General features: G+C 73.0%; 15 protein-coding genes. 4 read left to right on the forward strand and 11 right to left on the reverse strand.

Annotated elements, in window-relative coordinates:
• Nucleotides 1–37: 37 nt before the first annotated feature.
• Nucleotides 38–754 (forward strand): TetR/AcrR family transcriptional regulator, encoded by a 717-nt coding sequence (locus tag ACFW6A_RS02055; RefSeq protein WP_351848164.1) that lies wholly within the window; start codon nt 38–40, stop codon nt 752–754.
• On the opposite strand, the gene ACFW6A_RS02060 is transcribed toward ACFW6A_RS02055, so the two are convergent.
• From ACFW6A_RS02060 to ACFW6A_RS02095, 8 genes are all read right to left on the reverse strand, one after another.
• Nucleotides 739–1,071, reverse strand: a complete 333-nt coding sequence (locus tag ACFW6A_RS02060) for an isomerase (RefSeq protein WP_351848162.1) — start codon at nt 1,069–1,071, stop codon at nt 739–741. The two genes, ACFW6A_RS02055 and ACFW6A_RS02060, sit on opposite strands and share 16 nt — an antisense overlap.
• Before the next feature lie 100 nt (nt 1,072–1,171).
• Nucleotides 1,172–6,466, reverse strand: a complete 5,295-nt coding sequence (gene pulA / locus ACFW6A_RS02065; RefSeq protein ID WP_386638182.1) for a pullulanase-type alpha-1,6-glucosidase — start codon at nt 6,464–6,466, stop codon at nt 1,172–1,174.
• 68 nt (nt 6,467–6,534) lie between these two features.
• Nucleotides 6,535–8,250 carry a carbohydrate-binding module family 20 domain-containing protein gene (locus ACFW6A_RS02070; RefSeq protein ID WP_351848154.1) on the reverse strand — a complete coding sequence of 572 codons (1,716 nt, stop codon included), beginning with the start codon at nt 8,248–8,250 and terminating at the stop codon, nt 6,535–6,537.
• A gap of 153 nt (nt 8,251–8,403) precedes the next feature.
• Nucleotides 8,404–9,471: a LacI family DNA-binding transcriptional regulator gene (locus ACFW6A_RS02075; RefSeq protein ID WP_386483350.1), complete on the reverse strand. Its 1,068-nt coding sequence runs from the start codon at nt 9,469–9,471 to the stop codon at nt 8,404–8,406.
• Nucleotides 9,459–11,126: an alpha-amylase family glycosyl hydrolase gene (locus ACFW6A_RS02080; RefSeq protein ID WP_351848147.1), complete on the reverse strand. Its 1,668-nt coding sequence runs from the start codon at nt 11,124–11,126 to the stop codon at nt 9,459–9,461. Before ACFW6A_RS02080 ends, ACFW6A_RS02075 begins: the two co-directional genes overlap by 13 nt.
• A gap of 50 nt (nt 11,127–11,176) precedes the next feature.
• Nucleotides 11,177–12,049, reverse strand: coding sequence for a carbohydrate ABC transporter permease (locus ACFW6A_RS02085; RefSeq protein WP_351848144.1), 873 nt, complete (start codon nt 12,047–12,049; stop codon nt 11,177–11,179).
• Nucleotides 12,046–13,059: a sugar ABC transporter permease gene (locus ACFW6A_RS02090; protein ID WP_351848141.1), complete on the reverse strand. Its 1,014-nt coding sequence runs from the start codon at nt 13,057–13,059 to the stop codon at nt 12,046–12,048. Before ACFW6A_RS02090 ends, ACFW6A_RS02085 begins: the two co-directional genes overlap by 4 nt.
• Before the next feature lie 19 nt (nt 13,060–13,078).
• Nucleotides 13,079–14,356, reverse strand: coding sequence for an extracellular solute-binding protein (locus ACFW6A_RS02095; protein WP_351848138.1), 1,278 nt, complete (start codon nt 14,354–14,356; stop codon nt 13,079–13,081).
• 415 nt (nt 14,357–14,771) lie between these two features.
• Between ACFW6A_RS02095 and ACFW6A_RS02100 the strand changes: the two genes are divergently transcribed.
• Entirely contained in the window at nt 14,772–15,794 is a 1,023-nt protein-coding gene (locus ACFW6A_RS02100; protein ID WP_351848134.1) for a LacI family DNA-binding transcriptional regulator, read from the forward strand.
• Between the two features lie 82 nt (nt 15,795–15,876).
• Complete coding sequence (locus tag ACFW6A_RS02105; RefSeq protein ID WP_386638186.1) at nt 15,877–16,791, forward strand: phosphatase PAP2 family protein; 915 nt, start codon at nt 15,877–15,879, stop codon at nt 16,789–16,791.
• Nucleotides 16,792–16,917: 126 nt separating this feature from the next.
• On the opposite strand, the gene ACFW6A_RS02110 is transcribed toward ACFW6A_RS02105, so the two are convergent.
• The 3 genes from ACFW6A_RS02110 to ACFW6A_RS02120 form a co-directional block, all read right to left on the reverse strand.
• Nucleotides 16,918–18,114: an FAD-dependent oxidoreductase gene (locus ACFW6A_RS02110; RefSeq protein ID WP_351848129.1), complete on the reverse strand. Its 1,197-nt coding sequence runs from the start codon at nt 18,112–18,114 to the stop codon at nt 16,918–16,920.
• A gap of 127 nt (nt 18,115–18,241) precedes the next feature.
• Nucleotides 18,242–19,183, reverse strand: coding sequence for an RNA polymerase sigma factor SigJ (gene sigJ / locus ACFW6A_RS02115; RefSeq protein WP_351848127.1), 942 nt, complete (start codon nt 19,181–19,183; stop codon nt 18,242–18,244).
• Between the two features lie 60 nt (nt 19,184–19,243).
• A complete protein-coding gene (locus ACFW6A_RS02120; RefSeq protein ID WP_386483371.1) occupies nt 19,244–22,231 on the reverse strand; it encodes a bifunctional [glutamine synthetase] adenylyltransferase/[glutamine synthetase]-adenylyl-L-tyrosine phosphorylase in 2,988 nt (995 codons plus the stop codon).
• A 402-nt stretch (nt 22,232–22,633) separates the two neighbouring features.
• On the opposite strand from ACFW6A_RS02120, the gene ACFW6A_RS02125 reads away from it, so the two are divergent.
• Nucleotides 22,634–24,691: a PIG-L family deacetylase gene (locus tag ACFW6A_RS02125; protein WP_386638189.1), complete on the forward strand. Its 2,058-nt coding sequence runs from the start codon at nt 22,634–22,636 to the stop codon at nt 24,689–24,691.
• Nucleotides 24,692–24,696 lie beyond the last annotated feature (5 nt).

Raw genomic sequence — 24,696 nt, forward strand, 5'->3', positions numbered from 1 at the left:
GGACGAGGAGCGTAACGGACCCCGATAGGCTGTTCGTATGACGACCGGTGTACGGCGCAGGATGGGCGTCGAGGAGCGCAAGCAGCAGCTGATCGGGGTGGCCCTCGAACTCTTCAGCAGCCGCTCCCCCGACGAGGTCTCCATCGACGAGATCGCCGCCGCCGCGGGCATCTCCCGGCCGCTGGTCTACCACTACTTCCCCGGCAAGCAGAGCCTGTACGAGGCGGCGCTGCGGCGCGCGGCCGACGAGCTGGCGGCCCGCTTCCTGGAACCGCCGCAGGGCCCGCTGGGGGCGCGGCTGCTGCGCGTGATGGGCCGCTTCTTCGACTTCGTCGACGACCACGGGCCGGGCTTCGCGGCCCTGATGCGGGGCGGCCCCGCGGTGGGTTCGTCGACGACCAACGCGATGATCGACGAGGTGCGGCAGGCCGCGTACGAGCAGATCGTGGCCCATCTCGGGGTGGCGGAGCCCTCGCCGCGGCTCGAACTGGTCGTGCGGTCCTGGGTGTCGCTCGCGGAGTCGACGGCGCTGCTGTGGCTGGACGGGCGGCGGGTGCCGCGCGCGGAGCTGGAACAGAAGCTGGTGCACGACTTCGCGGCGCTGACGGCGGTGAGCGCGGTCCACGACGAGCAGGCGGCCCAGGTGCTCGCGGCGGTGCTGGCCGAGGAGCCGGCGGACGGGCCGTTCGCGCAGCTGGTGGTCCGGCTGCTCGCCCTCGCGCCCGCCGCCGTACCGGCTCAGCCCGCGAGGTAGGAGTTCTCGAAGTCGCGGATCTCGACCGACAGGCGCACCCGGTCGGTCGTCTTGAGGTGGCGGGACAGCAGGGCGAGCACCGCCTTGGAGATGCGGCGCTTGGCGTCGTCGGCCTGCCCGAAGCGCAGGACGATGTCGACGTGCACCACGGCCTTCTCGGTGCCGCCGTCGCCGGAGACGGTCTCCTCGACCTCCCGGAAGCGGGTGGTGCAGGCGGCGAGCGGCGCGCCGGTGGCCTCCGCCAGGAGGGTGTGGAGGGCGAGCGCGAAGCCGCGCCGGTCCAGGGGCGCGGAGTAGTCGACGGCGATCTGCGGCATGACGGTGTCTCCTGCTGGTACGGGGTGTCGGGCCACAGCTTTACGGCGCGGGCCCCGGCCGCACAAGGGGCGACCGGGGCCCGCGCCGCGGGGAGGACCGTCAGCCGGTGGCCTTGAAGACGGCGACCGTGCGGGCCGGGACCGTGAAGGTGCCCGAACCGGCCTCGTAGGAGGCGGACCTGGTGACGGCGTCGGAGCCGTTCGCCTGGACGGGGTGCAGGCCGTAGGCGGTGCCGGCCAGGGCGGCGACCGTCTGGGTGCGCTCGCCCGGGGTGGCGTTGAAGACGACCACCAGGTCGCCGAGGCGCATGGTGATCACGCCCGGGGTCTCGTCCGCGCCGGAGAGCGGGAAGGAGAGGGCGGACTGCACCTGGCCGGCCGTGGCCAGGGAGAAGGCCGGCTCGGTGGCGCGGATCTTCTGGAGGTCCCGGTGGGCGGCGGAGGCGCCTTCGATCTCGGCGCAGCCGGGCGTCAGGTTCGGGAGGGTGAGGAGCGGCTTGCCGTAGCCCCACTTGGCCTTGTTGTCGGCGGCCGGCGGGAGGCCGATGCCGAAGCCGTTGCCGTCCCGGCAGTCCCAGTGGATCGCGTTGAACCAGTCGCCGCTGTCGAAGGAGTTGCGGTCGAGGGACTTGGAGCGGAGCAGGTCGGAGCCGGCCTGGGAGAGCGCCGGGCCCTGGGAGAGGGTGGCCGTGGCCATGGCGAGGACCTGCATGCGGGCCCGGTCGGCGGCGGAGGTGCCGGCGGGCAGCTTGAAGGCGAGGGCGTCGTAGAGGGTCTCGTTGTCGTGGGCGTCGGCGTAGGCGAGGGCGTCGCCGGGGGCGGCGGCGTAGCCGGCCGGGGAGCCGTTGTAGTCGACCTCGGAGCCCTTGACCGTGCGGCCGGAGGTGTCGGTGAAGGTGTAGCCGGCGAGGTTGCCGGTGAGGCCGACCTTGATGAGGTCCTGGTAGTGCAGGAGGCGGGCCTTCTGCTCGGCCGGGGTGCCGTTGGCGGTGGAGGCGTTGGGGTCGGTGTAGAGGCCGGAGGCGAAGCCCTGGACGCCGGGGTCCTCGTCGAAGGGGCCGCCGCCGCGGACGGCGTCGCGGGCCCGGTCGGAGAAGGTGGCGACGCCGGTGCCGGCCATGTTCTTCTGGGTGGCCTGGACGAAGCGGGCGTCGTCGGCGATCTCGCCGAAGTTCCAGCCCTCGCCGTAGAGGACGATCGCCTTGCCGTCGACGCCGTCCTTCTCGACGGTCAGGGCGTCGAGCGCGGCGCGGACGGCGAGGATGTTCTCCTTCGGGTGGTGGCCCATGAGGTCGAAGCGGAAGCCGTCGACCTTGTACTGCTTCGCCCAGGTGACGACCGAGTCCACGACGAGCTTGCCCATCATGGCGTTCTCGGGCGCGGTGTTGGCGCAGCAGGTGGAGGTGGCGACGGAGCCGTCGGCCTGGAGGCGCTGGTAGTAGCCGGGCACGATCCGGTCGAGGACGGACTTGTCGGACTGTCCGGCGGCGACGGTGTGGTTGTAGACGACGTCCATGACGGTGCGCAGGCCCTGCCCGTTGAGGGCCTGGACCATCTGCCGGAACTCGACCGTGCGGCGGGTGCCGTTCGGGTCGGTGGAGTAGGAGCCCTCGGGGACGGTGTAGTGCAGCGGGTCGTAGCCCCAGTTGTAGGCGTCCTTCGCCGCGGCGGCGGTGACGCAGGCCTGCTGCTCCTCGGAGTCGGGGGCGTAGACCTTCAGGTCGCAGGCGGGGACCGTCTGGTCGGACTTCTTCTCGGGGACGGTGCCGATGTCGAAGACGGGGAGGAGGTGGACGTAGTTGGTGCCGGAGTCGGCGAGGGCCTTGAGGTGCCGCGAGCCCTTGCTGTCCTCGTCGGTGAAGGCGAGGAAGGTGCCTCGGTGGTCGGCCTTCGCGGTCGGGTCGGCGACGGAGAAGTCGCGGACGTGGAGTTCCTGGATGCGGGCGTCGCGCAGCGGTACGGCGGCCGGCTTGCGCAGGGTCCCCCAGCCGGCCGGGGCGAGCTTCGGGTCGGCGAGGTCGACGACGAGGCTGCGGGCGGAGTCGGCGGTGAGGGCGGTCGAGTAGGGGTCGGTGACCCGGTTCTCGACGACCTTCTGGACGGTGGGCGCCCAGACCTTCACGACGTACCGGTACGGCTTGCCGGTCCAGGACCTGGGGCCGGTGGCCCGCCAGACGCCGGAGGCGTCGTCGCGGCGCATGGGCACGGTCCGGCCGTCGATCTCGAGGGCGACGGTCCGCGCGGTGGGCGCCCACAGGGAGAGGGTGGGGCGGCCGTTCTCGAAGACCGGGCCGAGGTCGGCCCGTACGGCCTTCGCCGCGTAGAGGTCGTCGAGGACGCCGGCGGTCTGGACGCCGGTGGCGGCGAGCAGGGCGCCGTTGGCGGCGCGTTGGGTGGCGATCAGCTGGCCGCGCAGGGAGGCGCGGACCCGGTCGGCGTCGCGGGGGTCGACGGTGAAGGCGGGGTAGTCCTTGAGGTGCGGGAACTTCGCCTTCTGGGCGTCGGTGAGGCCGCCCGGGTTCAGCCGGAGCCACTGGCCCTCGTCGCTGAGGACGCCGTCGGTGGCGGTGATGCCGCCGTCGGGGGCGTACACCAGCTGCTGGCTGGTGGAGTCGTTCGCCTTGACCTTCCAGACGACGGTGTTCCGGTCGATCCACTGCGCCTCGGCCTTGCCGAGGTCGAGGGCGGGGGCGCTGCCGGAGGTCGGCAGGAGGTGCTTCGGCTGTCCGGCGAGGAGCCAGACCTCGTGGCCGGTGGCGGCGAGGTCGAGGGCCTGGTCGGTGGGGAGGTCCTTCTGGTCGCCCTTGTGGAGGATGTACGAGAGCGTGGTGGCGCCCTCGGCGAGCGGCACCTCGTAGACGGCGCCGTAGGCGTCGGTGCGGGTGGGCAGCAGGGGCTTGGACCAGTCGGTGGGCTGGGCGGCGCCGGTCCACAGGTGGAGGCCCCAGCCGTCGTAGTCGCCGTCGGCGCGCTGGTAGTGGATGACGGCCTTGGTCCTGTCCTGGGGGGCGGGGGCCGGGGCGGTGTCGGACTGGCCGTCCTGGCCCTGGGTGACCCAGACCTCGCCGGTGCGGCCGAGGCTGATGGTGCGCTGCGGGCCGTCGGCGGTGCCGTCCTTCTCGACGGTGTAGGCGACGGAGGAGGCGCCTTCGGGGAGCTTCACCCAGGCGAAGGCGCCGTGGGCGTCGCGGCCGGTGAAGGCGGCCTGCTGCCCGGCGGCGTTCAGGGTCCAGCCGTCGTAGTTCCCGTCCTCGCGCCGGTAGTGGACGATCGCGTACGGGCGCTCGACGGCGACCGGCTTCTCCGGGGCCGGGGGCGCGCCGGCGGTGGTGGCGGCGGTGGCGCTCGCGGTGCGTCCGGCGCTGTCGACGACGACGGCCTTGTAGCGGAGCGCGGTGCCGGCGGGGGCGGTGACGTGCTGGGTGACCTTGTAGGGGGCGTGGTCGGCGGTGCCGAGGGTCTGCCAGCGGCCGTTGCCGACCTGGGCGGCGAAGACGACACGGTTCAGGCCGTCGCCGGTGACGTCGGCGGTGAGTTCGACGGTGCCGGTGGAGCCGGCGGCGGGGGCCTTCAGGGCGACGGAGGGCTTCGCGGCGACGGCGGGGAGGGGCCGGTCGGCCTGGAGGACGAGGGTGGAGAGGGCGGGGACGGTGACGGTGACCTCGCCGTCCTTCGCCGTGACGGTGCCGCGGCCCCCGTAGAGGGTGCGGAAGGAGGCGGAGTCGACCGGGACGCTCACCGTCTTGGGCTCGGTGGAGCTGTTGGCGGCGACCAGGTACTCGACGCGCTGCCGGGCGTCGGTGCGGGAGGCGGCGTAGACGGAGCCCTCGGCGTAGCGCTCCCGCTGGACGCCGTCGCGCAGGGCGGGGTGTTCGCGGGTGAGCTTGGACAGGGCCGCGATCGACCGGTAGAGAGGGTGGTTCGTGTCGTAGGCGTCGTCCGCGTGGGTGCGGTCGGTGCCCAGCCGGTCGTCGTCGAGGTAGTCGGCGACCTTCGAGGCGAAGAGGGTCTGGCGGGCGTCCTTGTCGCCGCCGGCGCCGGTGAAGCCCTGTTCGTCGCCCGCGTAGACGACGGGGTTGCCGCGGGAGAGGAACATCAGCTCGTTGGCGAGGGTGGTGCGGCGGACCAGTTCGGCGTCGGAGGCGTTCGGGTTGTCCTGCTTGAGGAAGGCCCCGAAGCGGCCCATGTCGTGGTTGCCGAGGAAGGTGACCTGCTCGTAGGCGTTGGCCTTGTCGGTGGTGTAGCGGTAGTCCTCGGCGAAGACGTCGGCGAGGCGGTCGGCGCCGGCGCCCTGGGAGGCGAAGGCGCGGGCGGCGTCCTGGAAGGGGAAGTCGAGGGTGGCGTCGAGCCGGCCGCGGGTGACGTAGGGGGCGGTGACGGTGGTGTCGGCGGAGTAGACCTCGCCGAACATGAAGAAGTCCTCGCGGCCCTGCTTCTTGGCGTAGGCGTCCAGGGCGGTGGCCCACTGGGTCCAGAAGTCCAGGTTGACGTGCTTGACGGTGTCGACGCGGAAGCCGTCGATGTCGAAGTCGCGGACCCAGGTCTCGTAGATCCTCTTCATGCCCTCGACGACCTCGGGGCGTTCGGTCCACAGGTCGTCGAGGCCGACGAAGTCGCCGTACTCGGCGTTCTCGCCCTGCCAGGTGGAGTCGCCGCGGTTGTGGTACATCGTCGGGTCGTTGAGCCAGGCGGGGACCTTGGTGTTCGCCTTCTCGACGGGGGTGTACGGGAAGGAGTCGGCGTCGACCTTCCCGATCGCGGCGCGGTCGTCGAAGGGGCGGCCGTCCTCGTCGAGGTAGGGGTAGGCGCCCTTGGAGCGGTAGCCGTACTTCTTCTCGGCGTAGTCGACGGTGTCGGCGGTGTGGTTGGTGATGACGTCGAAGAAGACCTTCATGCCCTTGGCGTGGGCGGCCCTGATGAGCTTCCTGAGGTCGTCGTTGGTGCCGAAGTGCGGGTCGACCTGGGTGAAGTCGGTGATCCAGTAGCCGTGGTAGCCGGCGCTGGCGTCCTTGCCGACGCCCTGGACGGGCTTGTTCTTGAAGATGGGCGCCATCCAGATGGCGGTGGTGCCGAGGCCCTTGATGTAGTCCAGGCGCTGGGTGAGGCCCTTGAGGTCGCCGCCCTGGTAGAAGCCCTTGTCGGTGGGGTCGAAGCCGGTGGCGGTACGGCTGCCGGTGAGGCCGCCCTTGTCGTTGGCGGTGTCGCCGTTGGCGAACCGGTCCGGGAGCACGAAGTAGAACTGCTCGCGGGTGAGGTCCTGGCGGGCCGGTTCGGCGGCCAGGGCCCGGTCCGACGGCGGGGCCGGCGGGCGGGGGGCGGCGGAGGCCGGGAGGGCGGGCACGAGGGTCGCGCACAGGGCGGCGGCGAGCGCCACGGCCGTTCTCTTGGGTATCACGGGGGCTCCCTGGAGGTACGGGAAGAGGGGGCCGCCCCGGTCGGGGCGGCCCTGCGGAGGGAGGGGGCTCAGCTGCGGAAGGTGTCGTTCAGGACGACCTGGCCGGAGGCGGGGACGGTCGCGGTGCGGTTGGCGCCGGACTCCCAGGTGACGTTCCCGGCCCCGTCCTTGCGGACGTACTTGTACTCGAAGGCCGTGCCGGCGGGGAGGGGGACCGTCAGCTTCCAGACGGGGTAGGCGGCGGGGTCGAGCTTCAGGGCGGAGGCGGGGGCCCAGTTGCCCAGCTCGGGGCGGTTGCCGACGACGTAGATGTTCTGGCCGATCACCGTGGTGGCGGTGACGTTGAAGGAGGCGCCCGCGGTGGCGGGGGGCGTCGTCGGCGGGGTGGTGGGGGTGGTGCCGCCGCCGCAGTTCACGGCGCCCGTGTGGAGGGCGAGGGCGGTGTTCGCGGGGAGGGTGGCCGTGAACTGGCCGTTGGCGCCGACGGTGACCGGGGTGTTCGACTGGACGTCGCAGTAGGTGCCGGCCGGCAGGGAGGTCTGGAAGGTGCGGGAGAGCGCGGTGGACTCGTGGTTGATCGCCACGTAGGCCTTGGCGCCGCGGCCGAACGCGATCGCGTTGCCGCCGTTGTCCCACCAGTGGGTGACGGCCTCGCCGCGGGCGGTGTTGCGGAAGGCGACCATGGAGGAGATCTCGCGCCAGGCGTGCTGGCACTTCCAGCCGTCGGCGTAACAGGCGTTCACCTGGCCGCCGTTGGGCGGGCCCGCGTCCTTGTCGGTCCACTCGTAGCCGGAGTGGACGTCCGGGGAGCCGTAGGGCCAGGCGAGCATGAAGACGGAGGCGAGGGTGTAGTTGGCGCCGTCCTTGTAGGACAGGGTGTCGCCGCCGCGCTCGGTGTCGTGGTTGTCGACGAAGACGCCGGACTGGCCGGAGGGCATGTAGCCCCAGGCCTCGCCGAAGTTCTTCAGGTAGGCGAGCTTCTCGTTCTGCAGGACCCGCTTGAGGTCGCGGGCGTAGCGGAACTCCTGGACGTCGCCGCTGCCGAGGTACTCGCTCGGGGAGACGGCCTCGCCGGCGCCGTAAATGGCCTCCAGCTTCCAGAAGGCGTTCGGGTTCGTCAGCCGGGACTTGATGTTGGCGAGGTCGGCGGCCGGCATGTGCTTGGCGGCGTCGATGCGGAAGCCGTCGACGCCCAGCGACAGCAGGTCGTTGAGGTAGCCCGCGATCCTGCCGCGGACGTACTCCTCGCCGGTGTCGAGGTCGGGGAGCTGGACCAGTTCGCAGTTCTGGACGTTGCCCCGGTCCTGGTAGTTGGAGATCGAGGACCGGCAGTCGTCCATGTCGGAGCCGGAGTAGAGGCCCGGGTAGTCGTACTTGGAGAACGGGGTCCCGCCCGTTCCGGTGCCGGAGCCGTTGGCCATGTGGTTGACGACCGAGTCCGCGACCACCTTCACGCCGGCCGCGTGGCAGGCGTCGATCATGTTCTTGAAGGCGGTGCGGTCCCCGAGCCGGCCGGCGATCTTGTAGCTGACGGGCTGGTACGAGGTCCACCACTGGCCGCCCTGGAGGTGCTCCTGGGGCGGGGAGACCTGGACGTAGCCGTAGCCGGCGGGGCCGAGGCGGTCGGTGCACTCCCGTGCCACCGAGGCGAAGTTCCACTCGAACATCACCGCGGTGACGTCCTTCGTCCCCGGCGGCACGGCCTGCGCCGGGGCGTTCACCGTGACGGCCGCAGCGGCTCCCGCCACGAGGGCGAGTGCAGCGGCCACGGTCCTTCTTGCCATGCTTCCTCCTGTACGACGTCCCTGTCGCGTGCGAGAGCTGTTCGCAAGAAGTTGCCGAAAATCTCAGCAACTGTTTTCAGCCGCGACCGTAGGGGCGTACAGGCGTGCGGTCAATACTTCCGGCACGCCCTTCGCGGGGGAGGACGCGAGGAGTTACGGCGTCGCGTGCGGGGACTGCGCGGTGGACCCGCGCACGACCAGCTCCGGCTGGAAGACGAACTCGGTGCGCTGCACCGGATTGCCCTCGATCTCCTCCAGGAGCGCGCCGGCCGCCGCCGTCGCCATGGCCTGCACGGGCTGGCGCACGGTGGTCAGCGGCGGGTCGGTGAAGGCGATCAGCGGGGAGTCGTCGAAGCCGACGACGGAGACGTCCCCGGGCACGTCGAGGCCCCGGGCGCGGGCCGCCCTGATGACGCCGAGCGCCATCAGGTCGGAGCCGCAGACGATGCCCGTGCAGCCCTCGTCGAGCAGGATCTCGGCCGCCGCGTGCCCGCCCTCGACGCCGAACAGGGTGGGCCGCACGAAGCGTTCGGCCTCCGCCCGCTCCACGCCGAGCACCTCGTACAGCTCGGCGGCGAAGCCCTCGGCCTTGCGGCGCGAGGGCACGTAGCGGGTCGGGCCGATGGCCAGGCCGATCCGCTCGTGGCCCAGCTCGGCCAGGTGCCGCACGGCCATCCGCGCCGCCGCCCGGTCGTCCGGGGAGACGAAGGTGGCGTCGATCCGCTCGTGGTAGCCGTTGATGAGGACGTACGGCACGCCCCGCTCGGTCAGCCGGGCGTACCGCGCCGGGTCGGCGGAGGCGTCCGCGTGCAGCCCGGAGAGGAAGACGATGCCGGCCACCCCGCGCTCGACGAGCTGGTCCACCAGCTCGTCCTCGGTGGCGCCGCCGGGCATCTGGGTGCAGAGCACCGGCGTGTAGCCGTGCCCGGCCAGGACCTGCTCGACGACCTGCGCGAAGGCGGGGAAGATCGGGTTGGTCAGCTCGGGCACCACGAGCCCGACGAGGCCCGCGCTGCGGCGTTTGAGCCGTACGGGACGCTCGTAGCCGAGCACGTCGAGCGCCGCGAGCACCTTGTGCCGGGTCCCGCCGGCCACCCCCGCCTTGCCGTTGAGGACCCGGCTGACGGTGGCCTCGCTGACCCCGGACTGGGCCGCGATGTCCGCGAGCCGCGGGGCGCCGTTTCCGGTGCCCCGCGGCGGGGGGATCGTCACACCGCCCACCAGACGGTGGTGTCGGCCGGCACCTCTGCGGCGTCGTCCACGATCCTGACGTCCTCGTTGGAGAGGAGGTACCGGCCGGGCAGCGGGACGGAGATGGCCCGGCCGGTGGTGTTGGCGGTGCAGACGAAGCCGTCGCGGCGGAAGGAGAGCACGCCCTCGGGTGCCTCCAGCCACTCGACGGCGTCGCCCGCACCGAGTTCGGGGCGCTCGCGGCGCACGGCGAGCGCGCTGCGGTACAGCTCCAGGGTGGAGCCGGGGTCGCCGGTCTGGGCCTCGACGCTCAGGGCGCCCCAGCCCTCGGGCTGCGGCAGCCAGGAGCCGCCGGAACCGAAGCCGTACGAGGAGCCCCCGGCGGTCCACGGGATCGGCACCCGGCAGCCGTCGCGGTAGCCGTCCTGGCCGCTGGCCCGCCAGAACGACGGGTCCTGGCGCACCTCGTCGGGCAGGTCGGTGACGTCCGGCAGGCCCAGCTCCTCGCCCTGGTACACGTACGCGGAGCCGGGCAGCGCCAGCATCAGCAGGGTCGCGGCGCGGGCCCGGCGCAGGCCGAGCTCGCGGTCGCCGGCGGTGCGCAGCTGGGTGCCGAGGCCCGCGGGGTTGGCGAAGCGGGTGGCGTGCCGGGTGACGTCGTGGTTGGAGAGCACCCAGGTGGTCGGGGCGCCGACCGGGCGCATCGCCTCCAGCGAGGCGTCGATGACGGCGCGCAGCTCGGCCGCGTCCCAGTGGGTGCCCAGGTACTGGAAGTTGAACGCCTGGTGCATCTCGTCGGGGCGCACGTAGTTCGCGGTGCGCTCGACGGTCGGGGTCCACGCCTCGGCGACGAGGACGCGCTGCCCGTCGTACTCGGCCAGGATCTTCCGCCAGGAGCGGTAGATCTCGTGGACGCCGTCCTGGTCGAAGAAGGGCATGACATCGTTGCCGAGCAGCCTCAGCTGGTCGTGCGCGCCGAGGTCGGGCAGGCCGGGGGCCTTGACCAGGCCGTGGGCGACGTCGACGCGGAAGCCGTCGACGCCCATGTCGAGCCAGAAGCGCAGGATCGAGCGGAACTCGTCGCGGACGGCCGGGTGCTCCCAGTTGAAGTCCGGCTGCTCGGGGGCGAAGAGGTGGAGGTACCACTCGCCGGGGGTGCCGTCCTCGTTCTCGACCCGGGTCCAGGCGGGGCCGCCGAAGATGGACTCCCAGTCGTTGGGCGGGAGTTCGCCGTTCTCGCCCTTGCCGGGCCGGAAGTGGTAGCGCTCGCGCAGCGGGGAGCCGGGGCCCTCGCGCAGCGCCCGCTGGAACCACTCGTGCTGGTCCGAGGAGTGGTTGGGGACCAGGTCCACGATGATGCGCAGGCCCAGGTCGTGGGCCTCGCGGATCAGGGCGTCGGCGTCGAGCAGCGAGCCGAACATCGGGTCGATGGCCCGGTAGTCGGCGACGTCGTAGCCGGCGTCCGCCTGGGGGGAGGCGTAGAAGGGGGAGAGCCACACGGCGTCGACGCCGAGCTCCTTGAGGTACGGCAGCCGGCCGCGGATGCCCACCAGGTCGCCCATGCCGTCGCCGTTGCCGTCGGCGAAGCTGCGCGGGTAGACCTGGTAGATCACCGCGTCTCTCCACCAGCCCGTGTCGGTGCCGGTGGTGGGGGCGTCGGCGGCGGGGGCGAGATGCTGGGTCATGTCTTCCCTGGGAGGTAAGGAGGGGCGTACGGGTTCGGCGTTCAGGGCCGTCAGCCCTTGACGGCACCGGCGGACATGCCGGTGACGAGGTGGCGCTGGGCGAAGAGGAACACCAGGGCCGCGGGGATGGCGATGAGGACGGAGGCCGCCGTCATCGGACCCCACTGGGCCCCGTACTGGTTGACGAACTTCTGCAGACCGCCGGCGAGCGTCATGTTCTCGTCGCCGACCATGAAGGCGGAGGCGTAGGCGACCTCGCCCCAGGCGGTGATGAAGGAGTAGAAGGCGGTCACCGCGATGCCCGGCTTGGCGAGCGGCAGGATGAGCCGCCAGAAGGTGCCGAAGGGGGTGAGCCCGTCGACGTACCCCGACTCGTCGATCTCGCGCGGGATGCCGTCGAAGAAGCCCTTCATCATCCAGGCGCAGAAGGGGACGGCGATGGTCAGGTAGGTGATGACCAGGCCGGCGGCCTGGTTGAGCAGCCCCAGCGACGCCATGATGTTGTAGATCGGCACGATGAGGACGGCGACCGGGAACATCTGCGTGATGAGCAGGGTCCACATCAGGCCGCGCTTGCCCGGGAAGCGGAAGCGGCTGACCGCGTAGCCGGTGGTGGCGGAGATGAACACGCCGATGAGCGTGGTGAGCGCGGCGACGAGGAGCGAGTTCCCGAACCAGGTGAGGAACGGGGTGTCCCGCAGCAGGTTCGTGTAGTTCTCGAACGTCGTCTCCTTGAAGAAGTCCGTGGTCGTCGCGTACTTCGCGGGCTTGAGCGAGGTCAGCAGGACCCACAGGACCGGGAAGACGGCGACGACGGAGGCGACGATCAGGGTGACGTGCAGCGCCACCGAGGCGAGCGGCGAGCGACGGCCCCGGAGCGGGGCGTTCAGCCGCTGTGTGGGGGTGGGGGTCGTGGTGGTCACCAGACTTCTCCCTGCTTGCGGAGGACGCGCCGGTAGATCGCGGCGAAGAGCATCAGGAGCACCAGGATGAGGACGCCCCACGTGGACGACTGGGCGAAGTCGCGGGGGCTGATCTCGAAGGAGAACTTGTACGCCTGGGTGACGAGGATCTGGGTGGCCTCGCCGGGTCCGCCCCGGGTGAGCAGGAAGATCACCGGGAACATGTTGAAGGTCCAGATGGTGGAGAGGAGGATCACCGTGCTGGAGACGGACCGCAGGCCCGGCAGGGTGATGTTCCGGAAGCGCTGCCAGGCGTTGGCCCCGTCCATCTCGGCCGCCTCGTAGAGCTCGCCGGGGATGGACTGGAGGCCGCCGAGGAGGGCCACCATCATGAAGGGGATGCCGAGCCAGACGTTGACGGCGATGACGGAGAACTTGGCCCAGGTGGGGTCGTTCAGCCACGGGACGCCGTCGACGCCGATGCCGGAGAGGATCTGGTTGAGCATGCCGCGGCGCTCGTCGTAGAGGAAGCGCCAGGCGAAGACCGAGACGAAGCCGGGGACCGCCCAGGGCAGGATGAGCATCATCCGGTAGGCGGAGCGGCCGGCGATCTTGCGGTTGAGGATGTTGGCGAGGGCCAGGCCGAGGGCGAAGGTGATCGACACGCAGGCCACGGTCCACAGGACCGTCCAGCCGAGCGTCGCCCAGAACTGGCTGCCGTTGAGGGCCGTGACGTAGTTGTCCAGGCCGACGAACTCGTAGCTGGCCGGGATCTCGTTGACACCGATGCTGCGCGCGACGTTGCGCTCGTTGGCGTCGGTGAGCGACAGGTAGATGCCGCGCACCAGGGGGTAGCCGATGATCACGGCGATCACGATCACCACCGGGGCGATCATGGCCCACGCGTACCAGTGGGTGGCGAGAGAGCGCTTCGGCGCCCGGCGCTTCGAACCAGTCCCGCGGCTCCGGCCGCGGGCGACGTCGTCGCCCGCGGCCTTCGCCACCGACTGGCTGGGGGTGTCCACAGCCATCAGCCGGCCAGCCTTCCTCTTACTTCCAGTCCTTCAGGAGCTTGCGGTAGTTGTCGCCGACCGCCTTCGCGCCCTGCTCCGGGGTGGTCTGGCCGGTGAGGACCTTGGTGTACTCGGTGCCGAGCGGCGTGAAGAGGCTGCCGGCCTCGGGGATCCAGGGGCGCTCGACGGCCTTCTCGACGACCGGCTTGAAGAAGCCGATCATCTCGTTCTTGGCGACGTCCTTCTGGAGGTACGCGGACTGACGCGTCGGGAGGAGGCTGAGCTCCTGGGTGGTCTTGGCCTGGTTCTCGACCGACGTCATGTACTCGACGAAGGCGTAGGAGGCGTCCAGGTTCTTGGAGCCCGCGTACACGGCGAGGTTGTGGCCGCCCTGCGGGGCGCCCTGGCCGGCGGAGCCGGCCGGGACCGGGGCGATGCCGAGGTTCGCCTTGTCGGCGAACTCCTTGCCGGCGTAGGTGTCGGCCACGGCCCACGGGCCGTTGATCATCATGGCGACCTTGCCGTCCTTGAAGGCGGCCTGCATGTTGTCCCAGCCGTTGGTCGCGTCGGTGATCGCGGCCTTGGAGTCGACGAGGTCCTTGACCGTCTTGAAGGCCTTGACGCCGGCCTCGTTGTCGACGGTGACCGTCTTGCTCTCGGCGTCGACCATGTCGCCGCCCTCGCCGTAGAGGAAGGAGAGGAACCAGTACGGGTCGTCGCCGCGGAGGTACAGGCCGGTCTTGCCGGTCTTCTCCTTGATCGTGGCGGAGACGGTCTTCAGCTCGGCGATGTTCTTCGGGACCTCGACGCCGGCCTCCTTGAAGATCTTCTTGTTGTAGAAGACGCCCATGGAGTCGATGACCTGCGGGACGGCGTAGGTCTTGCCGTTGTACTTGGTGGAGGCGGCGGCCTGGGGCAGGAAGTCGCCCTCGTCCTTCAGCGCGGCGGTGCCGTCCAGCGGGGCGAGGTAGCCGAGGTTGGCGAAGTCGGGGGTCCAGGCGACCTCGGAGCGGATCACGTCGGGGGCGCCGGCGCCGGCCTGCGCGGCGTTCTTGAACTTGTTCTGCGCCTCGCCGAAGGGCACGTTCACGTACTTGACCGTGACCTTCGGGTGCTTCTTGGTGAAGTCCTCGGCGATCTTCTTGAAGACCTTGTCCTCGGAGCCGACCGTGGAGGTGTCCCACCACGTCACGGTGCCGGAGAGCTCGCCCGAACCCTTCGCCGCACCGTTGGAACCGGTGTCGCTTCCGCCGCACGCCGCCAGGGTGACGCCCAGGGCCGCGACCAGCGCGGTGGCCGCTATGCCACGCCGCATGTGAACTCCTTCAACATGATCCCGGGGAGACGAGGGGCTGGAACCTTCCTCATTGCGACCGCTCCCTCGCGGCGCTCCGGGTTGCCAGGAACGTAACAGGGATGAAAACGAGCCGAAAGACCTTGCGGCGGATTTCTGCAAGAACCGTGGATCGTTACATCCGCGTGTCCCGAAGGTTGCCGTCGGGCCGCTTGACAGAGGCGTGGAGGCGCGTCTTCCGCCGATTCATCCGGAATATCCGCCCGGAACCGGCCAGGAGGCACACGCGGAACCGGCCCTTCCGTAACAACCGCTCCCCCGCATCCCCCTGCAAGACCTGCAAGACCTTGCGGCCCGCCTTGCGATCCGGCCCGCACGGAGCGGCCCCCACCCCACTGGTGGGCAATACGCGCTGTGACCGGTACAGTCCACTCTCATGACCGCGCGGCTTGCCGACATCGCAGCCCAGGCGGGGGTCAGTGAAGCCACAGTCAGCCGCGTGCTCAACGGCAAGCCCGGCGTGGCCACGGCCACCCGTGAATCCGTCCTTGCCGCCCTCGACGTGCTCGGCTACGAGCGTCCGGTCCGGTTGCGCCAGCGCAGCGCCGGCCTGGTCGGGCTGATCACCCCCGAACTGGACAACCCCATCTTCCCGGCCCTCGCGCAGGTCATCGGGCAGGCCCTGACCCGCCAGGGCTACACCCCGGTGCTCGCGACCCAGACCCCCGGCGGGTCCACCGAGGACGAGCTGACCGACATGCTGGTCGAGCGCGGGGTGGCCGGCATCATCTTCGTCTCCGGTCTGCACGCGGACACCACGGCGGACACCGCGCGCTACGACCAGCTGCGCGGCAAGGGCGTCCCGTACGTCCTCATCAACGGCTTCTCCCCCAAGGTGCAGGCGCCCTTCGTCTCCCCCGACGACCGGGCCGCGATGCAGCTGGCGGTCACCCACCTCGCCTCCCTCGGCCACACCCGGATCGGGCTGGCCGTCGGACCGAAGCGCTTCGTGCCGGTGCTCCGCAAGATAGAGGGCTTCCAGAAGGGGATGCTGGACCGCCTCGGCCTCACCGCCGAGCAGTCCGAGGAACTGATCCAGCACTCGCTGTACACCCTGGAGGGCGGCCAGGCGGCGACCACCGCCCTGATCGCCAAGGGCTGCACCGCGGTGGTCTGCGCCTCGGACATGATGGCGCTCGGCGCCATCCGCGCGGCCCGCCAGCAGGGGCTGAACGTGCCGAAGGACGTCTCCGTCGTCGGCTTCGACGACTCCCCGCTCATAGCCTTCACCGATCCGCCGCTCACCACCATCCGGCAGCCCGTGCAGGCCATGGGGCAGGCGGCGGTGCGGGCGCTCCTGGAGGAGGTCGGCGGCACCCCGGCCCCGCACTCGGAGTTCGTCTTCATGCCGGAGCTGGTCGTCCGCGGCTCCACCGCCTCGGCCCCTCCCGCGTCCTAGTACCTGAGGGGGAGAGGGTGCGCCGTACACCCGACCGAGGGATGATCGGTCGGGGGGCGTGGATCTGGCAAACTCTCTGCCTATGGGTGAAACGACCGTGAAGAGTTTGGACGACCGGACGACCCCGTCGTCACCCATCGTGGCCGACGGGCGGTGGGCGTGGCTGCGCGCCCGCACGCCGCGGCGCCCCCGCATCTGGTTCGAACTGCTGCTCATCGGCATCAGCTACTGGGTGTACTCGCTGATCCGCAACGCGGTGCCGGAGCAGAAGGCCGAGGCGCTGAGGAACGCGGACTGGATCTGGCGGACCGAGGAGTCCCTCGGCCTCGCCTTCGAGCACGCCGTCAACCACGCCGTGAACTCGGTGGGCTGGCTCATCGTCTCGATGAACTACTACTACGCGACGCTGCACTTCATCGTCACCATCGGTGTGCTCGTGTGGCTGTACCGATGGCAGCCGGGCCGTTACGCCGCGTTCCGCACGGTCCTCTTCGCCACCACCGCCGTGGCCCTGGTCGGCTACTACCTGTATCCGCTCGCGCCGCCCCGGCTGATGGAGAGCGAGAACTTCATCGACACGGTCCTGGTGCACCACACCTGGGGCTCGATGGCCTCGGGCGACCTCAAGCACATGTCGAACCAGTACGCGGCGATGCCGTCGATGCACATCGGCTGGTCGCTGTGGTGCGGACTGACCCTCTTCTTCCTGGCGAAGGCGCCGTGGGCCCGGATCCTCGGCCTGCTCTACCCGGCGGCGACCCTGGTCGTGATCGTCGCGACCGCCAACCACTTCTGGATGGACGCCGTCGGCGGCATGGTCTGCCTCTCCTTCGGCTTCCTCGTCGCCTACTTCTGGTACGGCACCTGGCCCCACCGCCTCTCGAAGCGGGTGGAGCCGCTGGTCGCCGTCGAGGCGGAGGCGTCCGCCCCCGCGGCCCCGGGGACGGACGCCGGGCGGGACGCGGACCGCGAGGAGCGCGTCGCCTCCGGAAGGTGATCGCGCCGCCGCCGGCCGTGAGCGCCGAAGGCCCCCGCCGCTTTGCCGGCGGGGGCCTTCGGCACGTCCGGGGCCGGGCGGCCGGACGGCCCGGCCGGCCGCGGAGGGGCGGCCTGCGGGACCCGGTCAGGCGAGGGCCTGCGCGGGGGCGGCGTCCCGGGCCTCCTGCCGGACCACGCGCCGGCGGCGGGCGGGCAGGCCCAGGGTCGGGTGGGCGACGCCCCAGGCGGCGCCCTTGCAGATGAACTCCTTGTAGCGGGCGGCGAAGCGGCCGGTGAGGGCCTTCTCCTTGGCCCGGTCGTCGGCGGTGACGAACTGGATCAGGGCCTCCCCGCGCCCCAGCGAGACGCACTGCTGGGCGTAGCGGATGGCGATGCGGGGCACCTCGACGCCGGCGAGCCGGGCGGCGAGCGCGTCGGCGGCCTGCCAGGCCATGGGGACGCCCGAGGCGCAGGACATCCGCAGCGGCTCGTCGCCCGGGCCCGCGGCGAGCGCCGCGTCGCCGACCGCGTACACGTCCGGGTGGGAGACCGAGCGCATCGTCCCGTCGACCACGATCCGCCCGTCGGCGGCGAGCTCGAGGCCGCTGTCCGCGGCGAGGGGGTGGACGGCGAAGCCGGTGGTCCAGACGGTGACGTCGGCCGGGACGTCCGCGCCGTCGGCGGTGGTCACCCGGTCCGCGGCCACGGCGGCGACCGACCGGTCCTCGTGGACGGTGACGCCGAGCCGGTCCAGGACCGTCCGCAGGTGGTCGCGGCCCTTCCCGGAGAGCCAGTCGCCGAGGGCGCCGCGGACGACGAGGGCCACGTCGAGGTCGGGGCGGCTCTCGGCGATCTCGGTCACGGCCTCCAGTCCGGTCAGGCCGCCGCCGACGACGACCACGGTCCGCCCGGCTCCCAGGGCGGCCAGCCGCTCGCGGAGCCGGAGGGCGCCGGCGCGGGAGGCGAGCTCGTGGGCGTGGTCGGCGACCCCGGGGATCCCGCCGTCGTTCCAGCCGCTGCCGAGGGCGTAGACGAGGGAGTCGTAGGCCAGCTCCTCGCGTCCGGCGGCGCCGTCCACCGTGACCGCCTTGCGGTCGGCGTCGACGGCGGCGACCCGGGCGAGCTTCAGCCGGACGCCGGTGCCGGCGAACACCGCGTCGAGGGGGCGGGGGGCGAGGTCCTGGCCGGCCGCGAGCTGGTGCAGGCGGACGCGCTCGACGAAGTCGGCCTCCGCGTTGACGAGGGTGATGCTCACGTCCTCGCGGCGCAGCCGCTTGGCGAGGCGGCCGGCGGCGACGGCTCCGGTGTAGCCGGCTCCGAGGACGACGATGCGGTGCTGCATGACCGGGCTCCTGTCCGTTCGGGGTCCGCGCCGTTTCTCCGGCGTGGTCTCGCACCTTGAACCGGGCGGCCCCGCGTTTCCTGACAGGATTCGAATGTGACCCGCGTCACACCCCTGGGGAGGGGTGTCAGAGGGTGTACAGCGGCTCTCCGTGCTCCCCCGCGGCCCACTGCTCGGTGGCCCGGTGCAGCTTGTCCGGGTTGACCTGGCTGCGGACGGCGACGATGCCGTCCGGGGTGACCTCCAGGCAGGAGATGCCGACGACCCGGCCGTCCACCACCGCGATGACGGCCGGCCCGCCGTTGGCGATCCCGGCGTAGACGTCGGGGGCGCCGCCGACCAGCGCCCGCTTGGCGGGCGCCGGCTTGAACAGGCCGCGCAGGAAGGTGGCCACCGCACGCGCGCCCTCGAAGGCACTGGCCCGGGCGGGGACCTTGCCGCCGCCGTCGCCGAGGGCGGCGGCGTCCTGGGTGAGCAGCCGGACGAGGGGCTCGGTACGCCCGCTGGTGGCGGCGGCCAGGAACTCCTCGACGATCCTGCGGGCGGCGGCCTCGTCGATCTCGGTGCGGGCCCTGCCCTCCGCGAGGTGCTTCTTGGCCCGGTGGAAGAGCTGCTGGGCGGCGGCCTCGCCGATGTCGAGGATCCCGGCGACCTCCCGGTGGGCGTAGCCGAAGGCCTCGCGGAGCACGTAGACGGCCCGCTCGTTGGGGGTGAGCCGCTCCAGGAGGACGAGCACCGCGTACGAGACGGATTCGCGCTGCTCGGCGGTGTCGGCGGGGCCGAGCATCGGGTCGCCGGCGAGCAGCGGCTCGGGCAGCCACTGGCCGACGTAGGTCTCGCGCCGGGCCCGGGCCGAGGTGAGCTGGTTGAGGCAGTAGTTGGTGAGGACCTTGGTGAGCCAGGCCTCGGGCACCTCGATGCGGCCGGTGTCGGCGGCCTGCCAGCGCAGGTAGGTCTCCTGCACGGCGTCCTCGGCCTCGCCGGACGAACCGAGCATCCGGTAGGCGATGGCCTCCAGCCGGGGCCGCGCCGCCTCGAACCGGTCCACGTCGCTCATGATCAGGGCCATGACGCGATCGTATCCGGCCGGGCCCGGCGCGGCGAAGGGCGCCGGGCCCGGCCCCAACCCTCAGGCGCCGTAGAAGAGTTCGTCGACGACCGCGCGGGCGCGGCGGGTGATCCGGCGGTAGTCGTCGACCATCTCGCCGACGTGGCCCGGCGCGTAGCCCAGGTAGCGCCCCACCGCGGCCAGTTCGCGCGGCTCGGAGGGGAAGGTGTCGCCGGGGCGGCCGCGGACGAGCATGACGGCGTTGCGCACCCGGGTGGCCAGCACCCAGGCCTCGTCCAGGGTCTGCGCCTCCTCGGTGGGGATCAGCCCGGCGGCGTGGGCGGCGAAGAGCGCGGCCCGGGTGCGGGTGGTGCGCAGGCCGGGCTCGGCCCAGCCGTGCCGCATCTGGAGCAGCTGGACGGTCCACTCGACGTCGCTGAGGCCGCCGCGGCCCAGCTTGGCGTGGAGGGTCGGGTCGGCGCCGCGCGGCAGCCGCTCGGACTCCATGCGGGCCTTGAGCCGGCGGATCTCGCGGATCCCCTCCTCGCCGAGGCCCTCGGCGGGGTAGCGGAGCGGGTCGACCAGCTCGATGAAGCGCCGGCCGAGGTCGGGGTCGCCGGCCATCGGAGCGGCCCGGAGCAGCGCCTGGGACTCCCAGACCAGGGACCAGCGGCGGTAGTAGGCGCCGTAGGAGGCGAGGGTGCGGACCAGCGGGCCGCTCCTGCCCTCCGGGCGCAGGTCGGCGTCGATCAGCAGCGGCGGGTCGGTGGTGGGCAGCTGGAGGAGCCTGCGCATCTCGGTGACGACCCGGTTGGCCGCCCTGGCGGCCTCCTGCTCGTCCACGCCCTCGCGCGGCTCGTGGACGAAGAGGACGTCGGCGTCGGAGCCGTAGCCCAGCTCGTGGCCGCCGAAGCGGCCCATGCCGATCACCGCGAAGCGGGTGGGGAGTTCGTCGCCCCACTCGGCGCGCACGGCGGCCCGCAGGGCGCCGGCGATCGTGGCGGCGTTGAGGTCGGTGACGGCCTCGCCGACCCGGTCGACGAGGGCGCCCGGGTCGGAGGTGCGGGGGCTGTCCTCGGTGCCGTACGAGTCGATGAGGTCGGCGGCTGCGGTGCGGAACAGCTCGCGGCGGCGCACCCCGCGGGCGGCGGCGACGGCCTGCTCGGCGTCGTCCGCGCGGTTCACGGCGGCGAGGACCTCCTGCTCCAGGTGGTCCCGGCCGCGCGGCTTCAGCCCCTCGGGATCGCCGAGTATGGCGACCGCCTCGGGGGCGCGCAGCAGCAGGTCGGGGGCGAGCCGGCCGGCGGAGAGGACCCGGGCGAGGTTCTCGGCGGCGGCGCCCTCGTCGCGCAGCAGCCGCAGGTACCAGGGGGTCTTGCCCAGCGCGTCGGAGACCCGGCGGAAGCCGAGCAGGCCGGCGTCCGGGTCGGCGGAGTCCGCGAACCAGCCGAGCAGCACGGGCAGCAGCGTCCGCTGGATGGCGGCCTTGCGGCTGACGCCGGAGGCCAGCGCCTCCAGGTGGCGCAGGGCGGCGGCGGGGTCGGCGTACCCGAGGGCTTCGAGGCGCTGGCCGGCCGCCTTGGTGCTGAGCCGGGTCTCGCCGGGGGCGAGCTGGGCGACGGCGTCGAGCAGCGGCCGGTAGAAGAGCTTCTCGTGGAGGCGGCGGACGACGGAGGCGTGCCGCTTCCACTCCTTGTTCAGCGCGGCGACCGGGTCGGTGCGCAGGCCGAGGGAGCGGCCGAGGCGGCGCAGGTCCTCCTCGCCCTCGGGGACGAGGTGGGTGCGGCGCAGCCGGTAGAGCTGGATGCGGTGCTCCATGGCGCGCAGGAAGCGGTACGCCTCGTCGAGCTGGGCCGCGTCGGCGCGGCCGACGTAGCCGCCGGCGGCGAGGGCGGCGAGCGCGCCCAGGGTGGAACCGCTGTGCAGCGTGGCGTCGCTGCGGCCGTGCACCAGCTGGAGGAGCTGGACGGCGAACTCGACGTCCCTCAGGCCGCCGGGGCCGAGCTTCAGCTCGCGGTCGACCCGGTCGACGGGGATGGTGGCGACGACCCGGCGGCGCATGGCCTGCACGTCGGTGACGAAGTTCTCGCGCTCGGCCGCCTGCCAGACCATCGGGGAGACGGCGTCGACGTAGGCGCTGCCCAGCTCGGGGTCGCCGGCCACCGGGCGCGCCTTGAGGAGGGCCTGGAACTCCCAGGTCTTCGCCCAGCGCTGGTAGTAGGCGAGGTGGGAGGAGAGGGTGCGCACCAGCGGGCCGTTGCGGCCCTCGGGGCGGAGGTTGGCGTCGACCGGCCAGATGGCGCCCTCGACGGTGGTCTCGGAGCAGATCCGCATGAGGTGGGAGGCGAGCCGGGTGGCGGCCTGGAGCGCCTTGCCCTCGTCCGCGCCCTCCACCGGCTCGCCGACGAAGATCACGTCGACGTCGGAGACGTAGTTCAGCTCGTGGCCGCCGCACTTGCCCATGGCGATCACGGCGAGCCGGCACTGGGCGGCGTCGGCGGGTTCGGCCGCCCGGGCGAGGGCGAGGGCGGCCCGCAGGGTGGCGGTGGCCAGGTCGGCCAGCTCGGCGGCCGTCTGGGCGACGTCGGTGGTGCCGCACACGTCACGGGCCGCTATCCCCAGCAGGCAGCGGCGGTAGGCGACCCGCAGGGCCACCGGGTCGGCCGCCCCGGCGAGCCCGTGCTCGAACTCGGCCACCCCCGGGTGCAGGTCGGCCGCCTCGTAGGTGACCAGGGTCTCCCAGTCCTTCGGGTGCCGGGCCAGGTGGTCGGCGAGCGCCTCCGAGGCGCCGAGCACCCCGAGCAGCCGGTCCCGGAAGGGCTTGGCCGACAGGAGGGTGGTGGTGAAGGTCCCCCGCTCGGTCTCGGGCTGCGCCTCGGCCAGCCGGACCAGGCCGCGCAGGGCGAGGTCGGGGTCGGCGGTGGCGCCCAGCGCGTCGAGCAGGACGGGGTCGCCGCGGAGCGCGGCGAGCTCGGGCAGGTCGAGCAGCCGCTCGGCCCCGGACGGATCGGTGAACCCGTGCCGCAGCAGCCGTGAGAACGTACTGCTCCTGCGCCCCGGCACCGTCATCTCCGCCGCTCCCTCCAGCCGCACGCCCGACCCGTCGAGCCTATCCGCAGCGACCGCCGGGGGCGTGCGGGCGGGACGCGGCGAGCCTCGGAACGAGGCGTGGGGGCGTGCGGGCGGGCCACGGCGTGGTTCCGGCCGGGACGCGGGAGCAGGCAGGTGGTGGGCCCCGGCGGGAGCGCACGGGCGACGTTCCGGAAGCGGTGGCTCCTGCCCGGTTCCGGCACGGATCACACGTGACGTCAGGCACATCGGGCCGTTTTCGGAACCCTTCGGCGGCTCCGGCCCTGTAGCCATGTGAGTCGCCGTCCCGTCCCGTCGCGGCCGCCGCCCCGCCCCGACCCGCGCGGCGCCGCCGCCGCCGACGCGCACCCCGCCCCCGAGGTAGAGAGCCCCGCCGCGCCCATGTCCCTTCGCCGTCCCCTCCGCCCCACCCGCCTCATACGCCCCTTCCGTCGCCGCCGGACCGTCCTGGCCGCGGCGACGGCCGCCGCCCTGGCCGGCGGCACCCTCGCGGGCGTGCTCACGGCGACGGCGGCCCAGGAGGAGGAGACGGCGGCACTGGGAGGCCCGCGCGTCCGGGTCGAGGCGTCCGCCCGGGCCGCCGACCGGACCGCCGGGCCGGTCTCCGTGGTGCAGTTCGTCTCCCACCCCGACGACGACCTGTACTTCATGAACCCGGACACCGCGCAGTCACTGGCCGACCGGACCCCGCTGACCACCGTCTACCTGACGGCGGGCGAGGCGAACGGCGTCAACGCCCGCCCGGGACGGGCCGCCTCGACCGCGCCGGACAAGCCCCGGTACGCCGAGGCCCGGCAGAACGGCATCCGCGCCGCGTACGCCGAGATGGCCGCGGGCGACCGCACCAGCCCCTGGGACCGCACGGTGATCCCCACCGCGGGCGGGGGCGCGGCCGAGCTGGACACCCTGCGGGCCCGGCCCGAGGTGCGGCTCGTCTGGCTCCAGCTGCGCGAGGCCGGCTCGCCCTCCGCCGACCGCCCGCACAGCCTGCGGGGCCTGTGGCACGGCCGCATACCCGCGCTCGGCTCGCTGCGCGCCTCCGGGACGCCGGTCGACGCCGACTTCGCGTACTCGAAGGAGCAGGTGGTGGCCACCCTGACGGGGCTGCTCGACCGCTTCCGGCCGACCTTCGTCCGCACCCTCGACCCGACGCCCGGCACGCACGCCGGGACGGGGCGGCTGCGGGACCACCAGGACCACGCCTACGGGGCGCGGTTCGCGCAGGCGGCGCTCGCGCGGTGGGCGGAGCGGCCCGGGCACCCGCGGTTCGGCGTGCAGAGCTACGTGGGCTACCCGAACACCGAACTGCCGCAGGCCCTCGACCCCGACACATCCGAGGAGAAGCTGCGCAGCCTGCGGACGTACGCCTGGCTGGACGGCACCGACCACTGCGGCAGCCCGGCCGGCTGCGGCGACCTGAAGATGGCGGACCGGCCGCAGGGCCGCGACTGGACGGGCACCGTGCGGTACGCGCGGGGCTCCTCGACCGAGTGGCTCCAGCGGGGCGCGGACGGCGGACTGCTGGCCCTCGGCGTCCAGGACGGGCGGCTGGCGAGCTGGCAGCGGGCGCCCGGCGGCTCCTGGCGGGGGCCGGAACTGCTGCCCGGCGGCGGCCTGGACGGCGGCGTCGGGAGCGTACGGCTGCCGGACGGGCGGATCGCGGTCTTCGGCACCCGGACCTCCTTCGCGGGCCCGGCCGGCTACCGCCGCGAGGTCGTCACGACCGAACAGTCCGCGCCGGGCGGCCGCTTCGGGGCGTGGCGCTCGCTCGGCACGCCCGGGAAGCGGGACGAGGCCGACCGGACGCCGGACATCAGCGCGCCCGCCGTGGCCGTGGACGGCGCGGGGCGGGTCTCGCTCTTCCTCCGGGACGGCGACCACCGGCTCGCCGGGCGCGCGCGGACCCCAGGCGGCGGCTGGGGCCCGTGGCGGTCCCTCGGCGGGGCCGACCTGCACGGCGACCCGGTGGCGGCGACCGACGCCCGCGGCCGGACCTACGCCTTCGCCGCCACCCGGGACTCGGTCCTGATGTGGACCGGCGGGTCCGGCGGCCGGGCCGCCGGACCGCTGCCGACCGGCCTGCCGGCCACGACGCTCGCGCTGAGCGCGGGCCCCTCGCCGGCCGGCGACGGCATCCGGCTCTGGTCCCGCGAGCCCGCCACCGGCGAGCCGCGCGCGGCCGACTTCGCGGGCCGGGACCGGCTCGCCCCGGTGGCCCCGCCGCCCGCGGGCGTCGCGGGCTTCGGCCCGGTGAGCGCGGCGGACGGGCTGCTCGCGGCCCGGTCCCGGACCGGCCGGCTCGCCGTGGCCCCGCCGGCGGGCGGCGGCGCCTGGCGCCTCTCCGGCTTCCCCCTGGCGGGGGCTCCGGCGGCGGGCCCGGGCGGGGTGGCCGCCCTGGGCCAGGACGGCCGTCTGCACTGGGTGCCGGCCGGGCGCTGAGCCCG

This window comes from Streptomyces sp. NPDC058758, assembly GCF_042746075.1.
Taxonomy (GTDB): Bacteria; Actinomycetota; Actinomycetes; order Streptomycetales; family Streptomycetaceae; genus Streptomyces.

Coding starts and splice junctions, on each gene's coding strand:
- ACFW6A_RS02055 (WP_351848164.1), top strand. CDS start 38: ATGACGACCGGTGTACGGCGCAGGATGGGCGTCGAGGAGCGCAAGCAG.
- ACFW6A_RS02060 (WP_351848162.1), bottom strand. CDS start 1,071: ATGCCGCAGATCGCCGTCGACTACTCCGCGCCCCTGGACCGGCGCGGC.
- ACFW6A_RS02070 (WP_351848154.1), bottom strand. CDS start 8,250: ATGGCAAGAAGGACCGTGGCCGCTGCACTCGCCCTCGTGGCGGGAGCC.
- ACFW6A_RS02080 (WP_351848147.1), bottom strand. CDS start 11,126: ATGACCCAGCATCTCGCCCCCGCCGCCGACGCCCCCACCACCGGCACC.
- ACFW6A_RS02090 (WP_351848141.1), bottom strand. CDS start 13,059: ATGGCTGTGGACACCCCCAGCCAGTCGGTGGCGAAGGCCGCGGGCGAC.
- ACFW6A_RS02095 (WP_351848138.1), bottom strand. CDS start 14,356: ATGCGGCGTGGCATAGCGGCCACCGCGCTGGTCGCGGCCCTGGGCGTC.
- ACFW6A_RS02100 (WP_351848134.1), top strand. CDS start 14,772: ATGACCGCGCGGCTTGCCGACATCGCAGCCCAGGCGGGGGTCAGTGAA.
- ACFW6A_RS02105 (WP_386638186.1), top strand. CDS start 15,877: ATGGGTGAAACGACCGTGAAGAGTTTGGACGACCGGACGACCCCGTCG.
- ACFW6A_RS02110 (WP_351848129.1), bottom strand. CDS start 18,114: ATGCAGCACCGCATCGTCGTCCTCGGAGCCGGCTACACCGGAGCCGTC.
- sigJ (WP_351848127.1), bottom strand. CDS start 19,183: ATGGCCCTGATCATGAGCGACGTGGACCGGTTCGAGGCGGCGCGGCCC.
- ACFW6A_RS02120 (WP_386483371.1), bottom strand. CDS start 22,231: ATGACGGTGCCGGGGCGCAGGAGCAGTACGTTCTCACGGCTGCTGCGG.
- ACFW6A_RS02125 (WP_386638189.1), top strand. CDS start 22,634: ATGTCCCTTCGCCGTCCCCTCCGCCCCACCCGCCTCATACGCCCCTTC.